Annotated in this window: 15 protein-coding genes and 1 tRNA gene; 6 read left to right on the forward strand and 10 right to left on the reverse strand. The window is 62.5% G+C overall.

Features of this window, described 5'->3' with window-relative positions; translation table 11 throughout:
• Positions 1-39: 39 nt before the first annotated feature.
• From EJ079_RS25370 to EJ079_RS25390, 5 genes are all read left to right on the forward strand, one after another.
• Entirely contained in the window at positions 40-999 is a 960-nt protein-coding gene (locus tag EJ079_RS25370) for an aspartate carbamoyltransferase catalytic subunit (RefSeq protein WP_127327334.1), read from the forward strand.
• A complete protein-coding gene (locus EJ079_RS25375; protein WP_127810479.1) occupies positions 996-2,282 on the forward strand; it encodes a dihydroorotase in 1,287 nt (428 codons plus the stop codon). The genes EJ079_RS25370 and EJ079_RS25375 overlap by 4 nt, the downstream gene beginning before the upstream one ends.
• Before the next feature lie 57 nt (positions 2,283-2,339).
• A complete protein-coding gene (plsY, locus tag EJ079_RS25380) occupies positions 2,340-2,927 on the forward strand; it encodes a glycerol-3-phosphate 1-O-acyltransferase PlsY (RefSeq protein ID WP_127810480.1) in 588 nt (195 codons plus the stop codon).
• A gap of 17 nt (positions 2,928-2,944) precedes the next feature.
• Positions 2,945-3,973: a DNA-processing protein DprA gene (gene dprA, locus EJ079_RS25385; protein WP_245481905.1), complete on the forward strand. Its 1,029-nt coding sequence runs from the start codon at positions 2,945-2,947 to the stop codon at positions 3,971-3,973.
• 251 nt (positions 3,974-4,224) lie between these two features.
• Positions 4,225-4,695, forward strand: coding sequence for a nucleoside deaminase (locus EJ079_RS25390; protein ID WP_127810481.1), 471 nt, complete (start codon positions 4,225-4,227; stop codon positions 4,693-4,695).
• A 64-nt stretch (positions 4,696-4,759) separates the two neighbouring features.
• Here EJ079_RS25390 and EJ079_RS25395 read toward each other — a convergent pair.
• Positions 4,760-4,835 (reverse strand) — tRNA-Lys (locus EJ079_RS25395).
• 259 nt (positions 4,836-5,094) lie between these two features.
• On the opposite strand from EJ079_RS25395, the gene EJ079_RS25400 reads away from it, so the two are divergent.
• Entirely contained in the window at positions 5,095-5,580 is a 486-nt protein-coding gene (locus EJ079_RS25400; RefSeq protein ID WP_127810482.1) for a BA14K family protein, read from the forward strand.
• Between the two features lie 96 nt (positions 5,581-5,676).
• Here the strand turns inward: EJ079_RS25400 and EJ079_RS25405 are convergent, their stop codons facing one another.
• The 9 genes from EJ079_RS25405 to glpD form a co-directional block, all read right to left on the reverse strand.
• On the reverse strand, positions 5,677-6,156 hold the full coding sequence (locus tag EJ079_RS25405) for a DUF6882 domain-containing protein (RefSeq protein WP_127810483.1): 480 nt from the start codon (positions 6,154-6,156) through the stop codon (positions 5,677-5,679).
• Between the two features lie 34 nt (positions 6,157-6,190).
• Positions 6,191-7,684, reverse strand: coding sequence for a glycerol kinase GlpK (gene glpK / locus EJ079_RS25410; protein ID WP_127810484.1), 1,494 nt, complete (start codon positions 7,682-7,684; stop codon positions 6,191-6,193).
• Positions 7,685-7,782: 98 nt separating this feature from the next.
• A complete protein-coding gene (locus EJ079_RS25415; protein WP_127810485.1) occupies positions 7,783-9,507 on the reverse strand; it encodes an ABC transporter substrate-binding protein in 1,725 nt (574 codons plus the stop codon).
• Between the two features lie 79 nt (positions 9,508-9,586).
• Positions 9,587-9,868 carry a DUF2160 domain-containing protein gene (locus tag EJ079_RS25420; RefSeq protein WP_127269597.1) on the reverse strand — a complete coding sequence of 94 codons (282 nt, stop codon included), beginning with the start codon at positions 9,866-9,868 and terminating at the stop codon, positions 9,587-9,589.
• A gap of 2 nt (positions 9,869-9,870) precedes the next feature.
• Positions 9,871-10,794 (reverse strand): carbohydrate ABC transporter permease, encoded by a 924-nt coding sequence (locus EJ079_RS25425; protein ID WP_027036701.1) that lies wholly within the window; start codon positions 10,792-10,794, stop codon positions 9,871-9,873.
• Between the two features lies 1 nt (position 10,795).
• Complete coding sequence (locus EJ079_RS25430; RefSeq protein ID WP_127272310.1) at positions 10,796-11,662, reverse strand: sugar ABC transporter permease; 867 nt, start codon at positions 11,660-11,662, stop codon at positions 10,796-10,798.
• On the reverse strand, positions 11,663-12,730 hold the full coding sequence (locus tag EJ079_RS25435; RefSeq protein WP_023812976.1) for an ABC transporter ATP-binding protein: 1,068 nt from the start codon (positions 12,728-12,730) through the stop codon (positions 11,663-11,665). It abuts the gene before it with no gap.
• A 10-nt stretch (positions 12,731-12,740) separates the two neighbouring features.
• Positions 12,741-13,820 carry an ABC transporter ATP-binding protein gene (locus tag EJ079_RS25440; RefSeq protein ID WP_127810486.1) on the reverse strand — a complete coding sequence of 360 codons (1,080 nt, stop codon included), beginning with the start codon at positions 13,818-13,820 and terminating at the stop codon, positions 12,741-12,743.
• A 42-nt stretch (positions 13,821-13,862) separates the two neighbouring features.
• The gene (gene glpD, locus EJ079_RS25445) at positions 13,863-15,389 is read right to left on the reverse strand and encodes a glycerol-3-phosphate dehydrogenase (protein ID WP_127810487.1); all 1,527 of its coding nucleotides are present in this window, start codon (positions 15,387-15,389) and stop codon (positions 13,863-13,865) included.
• Positions 15,390-15,508: the final 119 nt, after the last annotated feature.

A 15,508-nucleotide genomic window follows, 5' to 3' on the forward strand; every position in this document is an offset into this window, starting at 1 on the left:
TGCAGCCGCAAAGTCTCCACCCTATAGCAGCGCCTTGAGATGACCGACGCTTCGTCCCCCTATCCTCATCGCCATCTTCTGGGCATCCGCGACCTTTCCCCCGCCGATATCGAGCTGTTGCTCGACAGGGCGGACCGAGCGGTCGCGATCTCGCGGCAGTCCGAGAAGAAAACCTCGACGCTGCGCGGCCGCACACAGATCAACCTCTTTTATGAAGCCTCGACGCGCACGCAGTCGTCGTTCGAGTTGGCCGGAAAGCGGCTCGGCGCCGATGTGATGAACATGTCGGTTGCGAGTTCTTCGGTGAAGAAGGGCGAAACGCTCATCGATACGGCGATGACGCTGAATGCGATGCGGCCCGACATATTGATCATCCGTCACCAATCGGCCGGTGCGGCCGCGCTTCTGGCGCAGAAGGTCGGCTGCTCCGTCGTCAATGCCGGCGACGGCGCGCATGAACACCCGACACAGGCGCTGCTCGATGCGCTGACCATTCGTCGCGCCAAGGGCCCGCTGTCGAAGCTCATCGTGGCAATCTGCGGCGACATCCTGCATTCGCGCGTGGCACGTTCCAACATCATGCTGCTCAACGCGCTCGGCGCGCAGGTGCGCGTCGTCGCACCGTCGACGCTTCTGCCCACCGGCATCGAGAAGATGGGCGTCATCGTCACCCGCTCGATGGCCGAGGGCCTCAAGGACGCCGATGTGGTGATGATGCTGCGCCTGCAGCGCGAGCGCATGGAAGGCGCGTTCGTGCCTTCGGTGCGCGAGTATTTCCGCTATTTCGGCCTCGATGCGGAAAAACTGAAGGCGGCCAAGGGCGATGCGCTGGTGATGCACCCCGGGCCGATGAACCGCGGCGTCGAGATCGCCTCGGAAATCGCCGACGGTCCGCAGAGCGTCATCCAGGAACAGGTCGAAATGGGCGTCGCCGTGCGCATGGCCGTCATGGAAGCGCTGCTTGACCCGCGCCGCAATCATGAAGGCCGCGGCGCATGAGCATAACGGTCTTCGAGCGCGCCCGCATCGTCGACCCGTCGCGCGGCATCGACGAAGTCGGCGCCGTCATCGTCGACGGCCGTAAGATCGTTGCCGCCGGCAAGGCGGCGCTAAACCAGGGCGCGCCCGAGGGCGCAACCGTTATCGACTGCGCCGGCAAGGCGATCATTCCAGGCCTGATCGACGGCCGGGTCTTCATCGGTGAACCGGGCGGCGAGCATCGCGAGACTATCGCGTCGGCAAGTGTCGCGGCGGCGGCCGGCGGCGTCACCTCCATCGTCATGATGCCCGACACCGATCCGGTGATCGACAATGTGGCGCTGGTCGAGTTCGTGCTGCGCACGGCCAAGGACACGGCCATCGTCAACGTCTTTCCAGCGGCGGCGATCACCAAGGGCCTCGACGGGCGCGAAATGACCGAGTTCGGCCTGCTGCGCGAAGCAGGCGCCGTCGCCTTTACCGATGGCCGCCACACCATATCGAGCGCGCTGGTGATGCGCCGCGCGCTGACCTATGCACGCGACTTCGGCGCCACCATCGTGCATGAGACGCAGGATGCGGACCTCGGTTCGTCCGGCGTGATGAACGAGGGCCTCTACGCCAGCTGGCTGGGCCTCTCCGGCATTCCGCGCGAAGCCGAATCCATCCCGCTGGAGCGCGATCTGGCCCTGGCGCGGCTGACGCATGGTTCGTACCATGCAGCAAAGATCTCGACGGCGATGGCAGCAAACGCCGTCACACGTGCGAAAGCCGACGGGGCGACGGTGACGTCAGGCGTGGCGATCCACAATCTGTCGCTCAATGAAAACGATGTCGGCGAATACCGCACCTTCTTCCGCCTGACGCCACCTTTGCGCGCTGAGGAAGACCGTCTGGCAATGATCGAAGCGGTCAGGGACGGCACGATCGACATCATCGTCTCCTCGCACGATCCGCAGGATGTCGACACCAAGCGCCTGCCCTTTGCCGATGCGGCGGCCGGCGCCATCGGGCTGGAGACGCTGCTGGGCGCGGCATTGCGGCTCTATCACAATGGCGATGTGCCGTTGCTCCGGCTGATCGAAACCCTGTCCACCGCTCCGGCAAAACTGTTCGGCCTGCCCGGCGGCACGCTGAAGCCGGGTGCTGTCGCCGATCTTGCGCTTGTCGACCTCGACGAGCCCTGGATCGTCAGCGAAAGCGGCATTCGTTCGCGCTCGAAAAACACCTGTTTCGAAGGCGCGCGGCTGCAAGGCAAGGTCTTGCAAACGCTGGTTGCGGGCCGCACAGTGTTTTCCGCCTGAACCGGCCACGGCGCATCGCGCCTGATCCGGCCGAACTGGGGAAATGCGGGGGAAACAATGATTTACAGCCTCATCCCAGCGCTCGTGTTCGGCTATTTGCTTGGCTCGATTCCGTTCGGGCTCCTGCTCACCCGCGCGGCCGGCCTTGGCGATGTGCGCAAGATCGGCTCCGGCAATATCGGTGCCACCAATGTTCTGCGCACCGGCAACAAGGCCCTTGCCGCCGCGACGCTGCTGCTTGACGCGCTGAAGGGCACGGTCGCCGTGCTGATAGCAGGCCATTTCGCGCCTGACCTGGCGATCTGGGCCGGTCTCGGCGCCTTTCTCGGTCATCTCTTCCCGGTCTGGCTCGGTTTCAAGGGCGGCAAGGGCGTCGCCACCTATCTCGGCGTGCTGATCGGCCTTGCCTGGCAGGTGGCGCTGATCTTTGCCGTCGCCTGGCTGGTGATGGCTTTCCTGTTCCGTTATTCCTCGCTGGCGGCGCTGACGGCGGCGGTCATCGTGCCGATCGCCCTCTACGTCCTGAGCACACCGCAGAATGCGGCCTTGTTCGTGGTGATGAGCATCATCGTTTTCATCAAGCACCGGGAAAACATTTCGCGCCTGCTTGCCGGCACCGAGGGCAAGATCGGAGCCAAGGGGTGAGCGAGCCTGCCGCCGTGGTGAGTGGGCCGGCCGCCGGGCCGCGTCTCAGCGACCGGCAGCGGCTGAGCTGGCTGCGGCTGATCCGCACCAAGAATGTCGGCCCCGCATCCTTTCGCGACCTCATCAACCGTTTCGGTTCGGCCGAGGTGGCGCTGGAGATATTGCCGGAACTGATGATTTCAGGCGGCGCCATCCGGATCGCTCGCATCCCTTCCGTTGCCGAAGCCGAGGCCGAACTGGAATTAGCCGGAAAGGCCGGCGCCCGCTTTGTCGGGATCGGTGAAGCAGATTACCCACCCCTATTGCGCAACATGGACCATCCGCCGCCGTTGCTGGCGGTAAAGGGCAACGCAGCTGTTTTTCGGCTGCCGGGTGTCGCCATCGTTGGGGCACGCAACGCGTCCCTGGCCGGCATCAAGATGGCACGCATGCTGGCGGCCGACCTCGGCCGCGACGGCTACGCTATCGTCTCCGGCCTGGCGCGCGGCATCGACACGGCGGCGCATCAGGGCAGCCTGGCGACCGGCACGATCGGCGTCCTGGCCGGCGGCCTCGACCTGCCTTACCCGCCTGAAAATGCCGGCCTGTGCGAGGAAATCGCCGAGCGTGGCGCCATCATCTCGGAAATGCCGTTCGGCTGGCAGCCGCGCGCCCAGGATTTTCCGCGCCGCAACCGCCTTGTCGCGGGTGCGGTCCTTGGGCTGGTGGTGGTCGAGGCAGCGCAACGCTCGGGCTCCCTGATCAGCGCCAGGCTTGCCGGCGAAATGGGCCGACTGGTCTTCGCTGTACCAGGCTCACCGCTCGATCCACGCGCCGCCGGTACCAACGGCCTACTCAAGGATGGCGCCACCCTGGTCACCGAGGCATCGGATATTTCCAGGGCGATCGCTCCGCTGACCGGCATGCGGGCGCCCGACGTGCCGCCGTTCGAAGAGCCGCCCGACTTCTCGGCCACACCACCGCCCGGCGAAAGCGACCGCGCCCGCGTCGTCGAGGCGCTCGGCCCGACGCCAGTGGCGGTCGACGAGATCATCCGCCACGTCTGACGCTGTTCGCATTTTCGCGCCGCCGAACTCCTTCGAGAAGCTCGGCGAGGATGGCCTTTTCAGCCGGCTTTCCGCTTTGCCGCGCCTGCGCTCATCTGTTCGACGCCAAGACCGGCCGGCGATTGTAGGGCAAAGGTCTGATATCCCGAGGCAAAGGTCTCAAGCAAAAGTTGGCTCTTGCCACTCGCGTCCGTTGGCACCAATCTCGCTCAGCCGCTCATCGGTGGATGTCGGCATGACAGGATCTTGCCATGACCCGCGATCAGATGCTCGCCCACCTGCGGTCCGCCGATGCCGTCGCGCGCGAGGCGGCGGCGCATGGGCATCATCCGTTTGGTTGCGTGCTGGTCGGGCCGGACGATCGGGTGCTGATGCGGCAAGGCAATCTCGACACGGTGCGCCACGCCGAGACGGAGATCGCCCGGCGCGCCGCGGCAGCCTACGAGTCGGAGTTCCTGTGGCAATGCACGCTGGTCACAACCTTCGAGCCGTGCGCCATGTGCGCCGGTACGATGTATTGGGCCAATATCGGGCGGCTGGTTTACGGGGTCGAGGAGACCGAACTCCTGGCGCTCACCGGGGATCACGCGGAGAATCCGACGATGAGCCTCTCTTCGCGCACCGTCCTCGATTCCGGCCAGAAAAAGATCGAGGTCTTTGGCCCCTTCCCCGAAATCGCCGACGAGATGCTCGCACCGCACCGCGATTTCTGGAAGCGTTGACGGCTTCCCCACCGGTTGTGGTGTGCCCTTCCCGAGAGATGGGTGACAGTTTATCGCGTGGATTTGGTGAGCGCGATGGGATTCGAACCCATGACCTACTGATTAAAAGTCAGTTGCTCTACCGGCTGAGCTACGCGCTCCCGCGGGCGAAAGGCGGCCCTCGAAATTGCGCGGAACATAGGGAGAGTGCCTCGACCGGTCAACCGGAAAAAAAGGGCTCGCAAACACGGGCGGCTTCGCCCTGTCGCGACACTTGCCAGCTGCGCCATCGGTGGGAGAACAGCCAAGGGAACACTGGCATTTCTGCCCGACAGCGGCATCCAGTCTGGGGAACAATTGTATGCGCCGCTCGTTTTCCCGGCACAGGGACGTCCGCCAAAACCATCGAGGAGAAGACCAATGAACAGAATCACAACGAGCCTGCTGGCGGCCACTCTCTCCGCCACATTCGTTGCGGCGGAGGCAGTGTCGGTTAACGCCCAATCGAACTATGTGCCGCAATCCCAGGCCGCGGTGCCGGATGTGCAGACAGTCCAGTACCGGGAGTGGCGCAAGGACCGCTACAATCGCAATTTTTCGCGTGACCGCAGTTTTTCGCGCGACCGTAATTTTTCCCGCAATCGCGGCGCGTATTGGAACGGCCATCGCGGCTATCGCGAATATCGCCCCGGCTACCGTCGTCACGGCGATTATTGGTTCCCGCTCGCGGCGTTCGCGACTGGCGCGCTGATCACCGGTGCCATCATCAACAACGAGAACAACCGCGTCTACGGAGGCAACGCTCACGTCCAGTGGTGCTACGATCGCTATCGCAGCTACCGTGCTTCGGACAACACGTTCCAGCCGAATTACGGCCCTCGCAAGGAGTGCCGGTCGCCTTACTGATCAAGGCGCGTTTAAGTAGCTGAGATACGTTGAGTGGAGCTCGCGCCGGCAATGGCGCGGGCTTTTGATCGATTGGCCGGACGAGAACAGTTGCCGTCAACTTGCCCAGTTGATGCTCTTGAGCATCAGATAAAAGCCACCGCCGTCCTCTCTGTTGGGACAACGATAGATACCCAACCCATTGCAGATACGGGCCATCACCGCACTGAGTTCCCAACCAACCACTTCCAGCGCATTGTCCGCATCCGTCGCATAGGCTTGGGCCAGTTCGTCAATGCCATTCTGCTCTACGAAGGATCGAGCCAGCTTTGCATCGCTGAGGAGCTCGCTGGGCAGGCTTGAATTTGCCCAAGCCCACAGCCAGTTGCCGGCCTCGGTGCTCGTTGAGCCGACAATCTGGATCTCGGTGACCACCTTGGCGACCCGGTCTTGCGAGAACAGAACCGTTCCGGCCGTCAGGTCGTAGTCATAGCGCGAGCAATCGCCGAGGCGAAACTCCTTGTTCGAGCGTGCATTTTTGGCCTTCAGCTGTTCGATAGCCTCGTCGCGCCAAGCAGGATACCAATCTGGCTGCATTCCTCGCGCCCCATCACCCACCACTGATGGCTGTTTATGACACGCTCAACGTCCGTCGCACAGCATCGCGCCAACCAGCGAGCTTGGCTACGCGCACGGAGCCATCCATGTCCGGCTGGAAGCGTCGTTCCAGCGCCCAGCTCTTCGCGAACTTCCTGGCATCCGGCCAAACGCCAGCTTTCGAGCCGGCCAGCCAGGCTGCACCGAGCGCGGTCGTCTCGAGAATGGTCGGGCGGTCGACCGGTGCATCGAGGATGTCGGCCAGACGCTGCATGGTCCAGTCCGACGCCACCATGCCGCCGTCGACCCGCAGCACGGTCTTGGCCGAAGCCCCCTTCCAGTCCTTGCGCATGGCGTCGAGCAGGTCGCGTGTCTGGTAGGCCACGGATTCAAGCGCGGCGCGGGCAAACTCCGCCGGGCCGGAATTGCGCGTCAGTCCGAAAATGGCGCCGCGTGCCTCGGCGTCCCAATGCGGCGCGCCGAGCCCGACGAAGGCCGGCACCAGATAGACGTTTTGGGTCGCATCGGCTTCATCAGCCAGTTTGCCGCTCTGCTCGGCCTTGCCGATCACCTTAATGCCGTCGCGCAGCCATTGCACGGCCGCTCCGGCAATGAAGATCGACCCTTCCAGCGCATAGGTCGTCTTGCCGTTCAGCCTGTAGGCAATGGTGGTCAAGAGCCGGTTTTTCGAACGCACCAGGTCGCTGCCTGTGTTGAGGAGCGCAAAACAGCCGGTGCCGTAGGTCGATTTCATCATGCCTGGCTCGAAGCAGGCCTGGCCGATGGTCGCGGCGTGCTGGTCGCCGGCGACACCGAGGATTCTTATCTCGGCGCCAAAGAGATTTTTCTCCGTGATTCCATAGTCATCGGCGCAGTCTTTCACCTCGGGAAGCATTTTTGCTGGGATGTTAAGGATCGACAGCAGCTCGTCGTCCCAGGCATTCTCAGCGATGTTGTAGACCAGCGTGCGCGAGGCGTTGGTGGCGTCCGTGGCGTGGACCTTGCCGCCAGTCAGCCGCCAGATCAAAAAGCTGTCGATGGTGCCCGCGAGCAGTTCGCCTTTCTCGGCGCGTTTTCTCGCACCCTTCACCTTGTTCAGTATCCAAGCGATTTTGGTGCCGGAAAAATAGGGATCAAGCAGCAGGCCGGTCTTCTTGGTGAATGTCTTTTCCAGGCCCTGCTTCTTGAGTTTCTGGCACAGCGGCGCGGTGCGCCGGTCCTGCCAGACAATGGCATTGTGGATCGGCTTGCCGGTCGCCTTGTCCCAGATGACGACTGTTTCGCGCTGATTGGTGATACCGAGTGCCGCCACGTCGGAAGCATTCCGGCCGGCCTTCTTCAGCGCCGCCTTCACGGTCGACACCACACTCGCCCAGATATCTTCCGGATCGTGCTCGACCCAGCCGGAGGCCGGATAGTGCTGGGCGAATTCCTTTTGCCCACTGCCGGCGACCTTCATCTCGCCGTCGAACAGGATCGCCCGGGTCGAAGTCGTGCCCTGGTCGATGGCAAGGATATATCTGGTCATTATGCCTCCCCGCTTAGTCTTTTACACAAACAGGGGAGACGGCAAGATGCCGCCTCCCCCCAATGTCATACGGGCGCAGACGCCCGCTTAGAACAATCTTACTTCTGCCAGCTCTTCACCAGCTCGTCGTAATTGATGGTGACCGGCTTTTCCTTCTCGTTCTCGATCTTCAGCTGAGGAGCGAGATTGCCCTTCTTGACCGCGTCGGCGTTCCAGTAGGCGAGGTCATGCTCTTCGGCCATCTTCGGACCGATGTCGCCCTGGATGCCGGCCTTTTCCAGGCGTCCCATGACCTTTTCCTGCTCAGAGCAAAGCGAGTCCATCGCCTCCTGTGCCGTCTTGGCACCCGACGACGCATCGCCGATCGCCTGCCACCAGAGCTGTGCCAGCTTCGGATAGTCCGGAACGTTCGTTCCGGTCGGCGACCACTGAACACGGGCCGGCGAGCGGTAGAACTCGATCAGGCCGCCGAGCTTCGGAGCGCGTTCCGTGAAGCTCTTGTCCTGGATCGTCGACTCGCGGATGAGCGTCAGGCCGACATGGCTCTTCTTCACGTCGACCGTCTTCGACACCACGAACTGCGCATAGAGCCAGGCGGCCTTGGCGCGATCGTCAGGCGTGGACTTGAGAAGCGTCCATGAACCCACATCCTGGTAGCCGAGCTTCATGCCGTCCTTCCAGTAGACGCCATGCGGCGAGGGAGCAAAGCGCCATTTCGGGGTGCCGTCCGCGTTCACGACCGGCAGCCCGTCCTTGACGAAGGAGGCAGTGAAGGCGGTGTAAGTGAACATCTGCTGCGCGACCGTGCCCTGCGACGGGACGGGGCCGGATTCGCCGAACGTCATGCCTTGGGCTTCCGGCGGGGCATAGGCCTTCAGCCAATCCAGGTACTTCTGGATCGAATACACGGAAGCCGGGCCATTGGTGTCGCCGCCGCGCGCGACGCACGAGCCGACAGGCTGCGACTTCTCGTTGACCTTGATGCCCCATTCGTCGACCGGAAGACCGTTCGGCAGGCCCTTGTCGCCATTGCCGGCCATGGACAGCCAGGCATCGGTGAACCGCCAGCCGAGCGACGGATCCTTCTTGCCGTAGTCCATGTGGCCATAGACCTTCTTGCCGTCGATCTCGCGGCCGGTGAAGAACTCGGCGATGTCCTCATAGGCCGACCAGTTGACCGGAACGCCGAGGTCGTAGCCGTACTTGGCCTTGAAATCGGCCTTGTTCTTCTCGTCGTTGAACCAGTCGTAGCGGAACCAGTAGAGATTCGCGAACTGCTGGTCGGGCAGCTGGTAGAGGTCGCCGTCCGGAGCGGTCGTGAACTTGGTGCCGATGAAGTCGGCGAGGTCGAGGTTGGGGTTAGTGACGTCCTTGCCCTCATTCGCCATCCACTTGGTCAGGCTGCGCGCCTGCTGGTAGCGCCAGTGCGTGCCGATCAGGTCGGAGTCGTTGACGTAGGCGTCATAGATATTCTCGCCCGACTGCATCTGCGTCTGCAGCTTTTCGACGACATCGCCTTCCCCGATCAGGTCGTGGGTGATCTTGATGCCGGTGATCGCGGTGAAAGCGGGCGCCAGAACCTTGGACTCATAGCTATGCGTATCGATGGTCTCGGAGACCACCTTGATGTCCATGCCGGCGAAAGGCTTCGCGGCATCGATGAACCACTGCAGCTCGGCTTCCTGGCCGGCGCGATCGAGCGTCGACAAGTCCTTGATTTCGGTATCGAGGAAGGTCTTGGCTTCGTCCATTCCGGCATAGGCCTGGCCTGCTCCCCAGAGCAGGACAAGCGCAGTCGTTGATGTTAAAAATTGCCTTCGCATTTCGTTTCCTCCACTTTTCAAGTTTCAAGTGCGATCTGGAGCGGTCGTCGGCACGCGGTCGCTCCAACAGTTTCCCCCTCTATACGTAGCGGAACACGCCGACGGCGTAGACTACGGAGAGAGCGAGAGCCCACCACAGGTTGGGTCCGACAAGACCCAGCCAAGCGAGATGGATAAAGGCGCTGCCGAGCAGCGAAACAAAGAGGCGGTCGCCGCGCGTCGTCTCAAAGCGCAGGACGCCGACCCGGGGATTGCCGCCAGGCGAGGCGTATTCCCAGACCGCCATGCCACAGAGCAGCACCAGGATCGTGATGAAAAAGATCGCCGTTGGCAGCGTCCATGCCATCCAGGTGAGGTTCATGGTCATACCCTCCCCAGGGCGAAGCCCTTGGCGATGTAATTACGGACGAACCAGATCACGAGCGCGCCTGGAAGGATGGTGAGCACGCCGGCGGCGGCGAGCACGCCCCAGTCGAGCCCGGAGGCCGAGACCGTGCGCGTCATGATCGCCGCGATCGGCTTGGCGGCGGTCGTGGTCAAGGTGCGCGCGATCAGCAGCTCGACCCATGAGAACATGAAGCAGAAGAAGCAGGCCACGCCGACGCCGCTGGCGATCAGCGGCATGAAGATTTTCAGGAAGAAGCGCGGGAAGGAGTAGCCATCGATATAGGCGGTCTCATCGATCTCCTTCGGCACGCCGGACATGAAACCCTCGAGGATCCACACCGCCAGCGGCACGTTGAACAGGCAGTGTGCCAGCGCCACCGCGATATGCGTGTCGATCAGCCCGAAGGCCGAATAGAGCTGGAAGAATGGCAGCGCGAACACTGCCGGCGGCGCCATGCGGTTGGTCAACAGCCAGAAGAAGAGGTGCTTGTCGCCGAGGAACCGGTAGCGCGAGAAAGCGTAGGCAGCCGGCAGCGCCACCGAAACCGAGATCACCATGTTCATGACGACATAGATGATCGAATTGATGTAGCCCTTGTACCAGGACGGGTCGGTGAAGATCACGATGTAGTTGGCCAGGGTCGGGCTCTTCGGCCACAGCGAAAACGCGCCCAGAATCTCCTGATTGGTCTTGAAGCTCATATTGACCAGCCAGTAGATCGGCAGCATCAGAAAGATGATGTAGATCGTCGGCACCAACCACCAGAACCGGGATTCTTCGCCGCGCCGGCGCATCAGCCGCGCAAGCTGGTCCTGCGACAAGGTGCTGGCGAGCCCGTCCGAAACCGCCGTCTCACGCACTCGGTCCTGCCTCGTCGTTCCTTCGTTGGCGCCGCTCATCTCAGCGCTCCGCATCGACATTGGTCATGACGGTGTAGAACACCCAAGACAGCAAAAGGATGATCAGGAAGTAGATGATCGACATGGCGGCCGCCGGCCCGAGATCGAACTGACCGATGGCAATCTTGACCAGGTCTATCGACAGGAACGTCGTCGAATTGCCGGGACCTCCGCCGGTGACGACGAACGGCTCGGTGTAGATCATGAATGAGTCCATGAAGCGCAGCAGCACCGCGATCAGAAGCACGCGGTTCATCTTCGGCAGCTGGATGTAGCGGAACACTGCCCAGCGCGATGCACCATCGATCTTGGCCGCCTGATAGAAGGCATCGGGGATCGAGACCAGTCCGGCGTAGCAGAGCAGAACGACGAGGCTTGTCCAGTGCCATACGTCCATCAGGATGACCGTCACCCAGGCGTCGGTCGGATCGTTGACGTAGTTGTAGTCGAAGCCGAGCGACGACAGCGTATAGCCGAGCAGGCCGATGTCGATGCGGCCGAACACCTGCCAAATCGTGCCGACGACGTTCCACGGGATCAGCAGCGGCAGAGCCATCAGCACCAGGCAGACCGGCACGCCCCAGCCTTTCTTGGGCATGTTGAGAGCGATGAAGATGCCGAGCGGGATCTCGATGGCGAGGATGGTTGCGGAAAAGATCAGGTTGCGGACCATCGACAGCCAGAAGCGTTCCGACTCCAGGATCTCGGTGTACCAGTCCGAGCCGTTCCAGAAGAAGACGTTGTTTCCGAACGTGTCCTGCACCGAATAGTTGACCACCGTCATCAGCGGGATCACCGCCGAGAACGCCACCAGCAGGAGGACCGGCAGCACCATGAACCAGGCCTTGTTGTTCCAGGTCTTCTCCATCTAGGCCTCCATCTCGACACGCCAGGAATCGGCATAGATGTTGATGCCGGCCGGGTCGAACCGCACCTTCGGATCGGCGGGCAGGGTCTCGTCCTCACCGATCACGGCAGAGATATCGCGGCCTTCGAGCTTGGCGCGCACCACCTTGTGGCGGCCGAGATCCTCGACCTTGCTGACCTGCACGGCCATGCCTTCGCGGCCGAGCCGGACATATTCGGGACGGATGCCGAGCTCGACGGCGCCGCTGCCTGCCTTTGGCGCGCCCGGCAGTTCGATGCGCTGTGAGCCGAGCGTCGCCGTCTTGCCGTCGATTGCCACCGGCATGACGTTCATGCCCGGCGAGCCGATAAAATAACCGACGAAGGTATGGCGCGGGCGTTCGAACAATTCGGCCGGTGTGCCGATCTGCACGATGCCGCCATCATACATGACCACGACCTGCTCGGCGAAGGTCAGCGCCTCGGTCTGGTCGTGGGTCACATAGACCATGGTGTAGCCAAAGCGGCGGTGCAACTGCTTCAGCTGCGAGCGCAGCACCCACTTCATGTGCGGATCGATGACGGTCAGCGGCTCGTCGAACAGGATGGCGTTGACGTCGGAGCGCACCAGGCCGCGGCCGAGCGAGATCTTCTGCTTCTGGTCGGCGGTCAGGCCCCTCGCCTTCTTCTTCGCCCACGACGCTAGATCGATCATCTCCAGCGTCTCGCGAACCTTGCGGTCGACATCGGCTTCCGGCACGCCGCGGTTGCGCAGCGGGAAGGCCAGATTGTCGTAGACGGTCATGGTGTCGTAAATGACCGGGAACTGGAACACCTGCGCGATGTTGCGCTCCTGCGTCGACAAATTGGTCACGTCCTTGCCGTTGAACAGCAACTGGCCGTGCGAGGGGTGCAACAATCCCGAAATGATGTTGAGCAGCGTGGTCTTGCCGCAACCGGAGGGCCCGAGCAGCGCATAGGCGCCGCCGTCCTCGAAGACATGATGCACTTCCCGTAGCGCGAAATCGGCATCCTTCTGCGGGTTCGGCAGGTAGGAATGCCTGACATGGTTGACGTCGATGCGTGCCATCTCTTTGCCCTCAAGCCGCCAGCTTCGGCGCAGTCACGGCGCTGCCGTGCTCGTCGAAAACCATGATGTGGCGCGGATCGATGAACACCTCGACCACCTCGTCCGGCTCGAAATGCCTGATACCATGGGTCAGCATGACCCAGCGCGCATCGGCGAAATCGAGATGGATGAAGCTCTCCGATCCGGTGATCTCGGTGATCGTCACCTTGGCGCGCACCGGTACCGCCGCCGCATTGGGCCGCTCGAGCGACAGGTGGTGCGGCTGAAAACCGATCGTGTACATGGCATCGGCAATGCCGGAGAGCTCGGCCGGCACCGGCAGGTTCACGCCGCCCTCGAGCAGGAAGTCCCGACCCTTCTTGGCGAGCACGATGGTGTTGAGCGGTGGATCGGAAAACGTCCTGGCTGTCACCAGATCTACCGGCTTGCGGAACACCTCGATGGTCGGTCCGAACTGAGTGATCCGCCCTTCAGAAAGCGTCGCCGTGTTGCCGCCGAGCAGCAGCGCCTCGTGCGGCTCGGTCGTGGCGTAGACGAAGATGGTGCCGGCGGCGGCGAATATCCTGGGCAATTCGGCGCGCAGTTCCTCGCGCAATTTGTAGTCGAGATTGGCGAGCGGCTCATCGAGCAGGACCAGGCTTGCGTTCTTGACGATGGCGCGCGCCAGCGCGGTGCGCTGCTGCTGGCCACCGGACAGGCTTAGCGGCGTGCGGTCGAGATAGGGCGTCAGCTTGAGAAGAGCCGCGGCTTCACGCACCTGGCTGTCGATCCTGGCCTGCTCGATGCCGGCCACCCGCAGCGGCGAAGCAATGTTCTCATAAACGGTCATCGCCGGATAGTTGATGAACTGTTGGTAGACCATGGCGATCTTGCGCTTCTGCACCGGCACACCGGTGACATTCTGGCCGTCGAACCAGATCGAACCGGAGGTCGGCACGTCCAGGCCGGCCATCAGCCGCATCAGGCTTGTCTTGCCGGAAAGCGTAGGTCCGAGCAGGACGTTGAGCGAGCCGTGCTGGAGCGTCAGCGACACGTCGCTTATATGCTCGACCGCGCCGACCGCCTTGGTGACGTTTCTCAGTTCCAGCATGACGCCTCCTCCCAGGCCTTCCGCATCAGCTCAAACCCCTCTTCATTCGGCAGCCGCGACATGGCGCCGGCTTATGCCGCGCATGAACTCATCGAGCGCCGCCACCTGCTCGCGGCTGAGATGCAGACCGCGCTTGGTCCGGCGCCACAATACATCTTCTGATGTGACGGCCCATTCGTTTTGAACGAGATAGCGCACCTCGGCCTCGTAGAGATCGGCGCCGAAGTTGCGGCCGAGATCGACGTTCGATTTGGCCAGCCCCAACAGCATCCTTGCGCGGGTGCCATAGAGCCGGGTCAACCGGCGAGCCAGGCGCGCGTCGAGGAATGGATAGGCGGTTTTCAATTTCGCCACTTCGGCATCGAAACCGGTGGCCGGGAAATCGCCGCCCGGCAGCGGCGCGTTTGCCGTCCACGGCTTGCCGCGCTTGCCGAGAAAACCCTCGATCTTTTCCAGCATCGATTCCGACAGCCGGCGATAGGTGGTGATCTTGCCGCCGAAGGCATTGACGATTGGGGCAGCGCCCTCGCCGCCATCGGCCTTGAGCACATAGTCCCGCGTCGCTTCCTGCGCCTTGGAGGCGCCGTCATCATAGAGCGGGCGGACGGCCGAATAGGTCCAGACGATGTCCGAGCGCTTGACGGGTTGGGCGAAATATTCGCTTGCCGCGGCGCAGAGGTAATCGATCTCGGTGTCGCTGATCTTCACGTCATGCGGATCGCCGGGATAATCTTGGTCGGTGGTGCCGATCAGTGTGAACTCTTCCTCATAGGGAATGGCGAAGATGATGCGACCATCCTTGTTCTGGAAGAAATAGGCGCGTGGATCGTCGAACTTCCTGGCGATGACAATGTGGCTGCCCTGCACGAGGCGGACATTGTGCACATCGTTGAGCCCCACCACGCCGGACAGCACATGATCGACCCAGGGGCCGGCGGCATTGACCAGCAGTCGCGCCTTGATCTCCTCGGTCTCGCCGCTCTGCAGATCCTCGATCTGGATTGCCCACAGGCCGTTTTCGCGGCGCGCGCCGGTCACCTTCGTGCGGGTGCGGACCGTGGCGCCGCGGTCGGCGGCATCACGCGCGTTCAGCGCCACCAGTCGCGCATCATTGACCCAGCCATCCGAATATTCGAAGGCCTTCTTGAACAGCGGCTTCAAAGGCTTGCCGGCCGGATCCCTGGCCATGTCCAGCGTCCGGGTCGCGGGCAGCAATTTGCGCCCGCCAATGTGGTCGTAGAGGAAGAGACCGAGCCTGATCAGCCAGGCCGGGCGCAGGCCCTTGGCATAGGGCAACACGAAGCGCATCGGCCAGATGATGTGCGGCGCGTTCTTCCACAAAACCTCGCGCTCCATCAGCGCCTCGCGCACCAGGCGGAATTCGTAGAATTCGAGGTAGCGCAGGCCGCCATGGATCAATTTGGTCGAACCCGAGGAGGTTCCGCTGGCGAGGTCGTTCATCTCGGCGAGAAACACGGAAAAGCCACGACCGACGGCATCACGGGCAATGCCGCAGCCATTGATGCCGCCACCTATGACGAAAATGTCACGGATCGGAGATGCGTCCACAATTCCTCCAACGATTTCGCATTGCACCATTTTTGGGCTTTTACGAAACCGTGTCGGAATTATTTCGAAATGATAACGAATGTCAAACGAAATATCACGAGCGCGTGATATCGGGCGGA

The sequence above is a fragment of the Mesorhizobium sp. M7A.F.Ce.TU.012.03.2.1 genome, from assembly GCF_004006095.1.
Classification (GTDB): domain Bacteria; phylum Pseudomonadota; class Alphaproteobacteria; order Rhizobiales; family Rhizobiaceae; genus Mesorhizobium.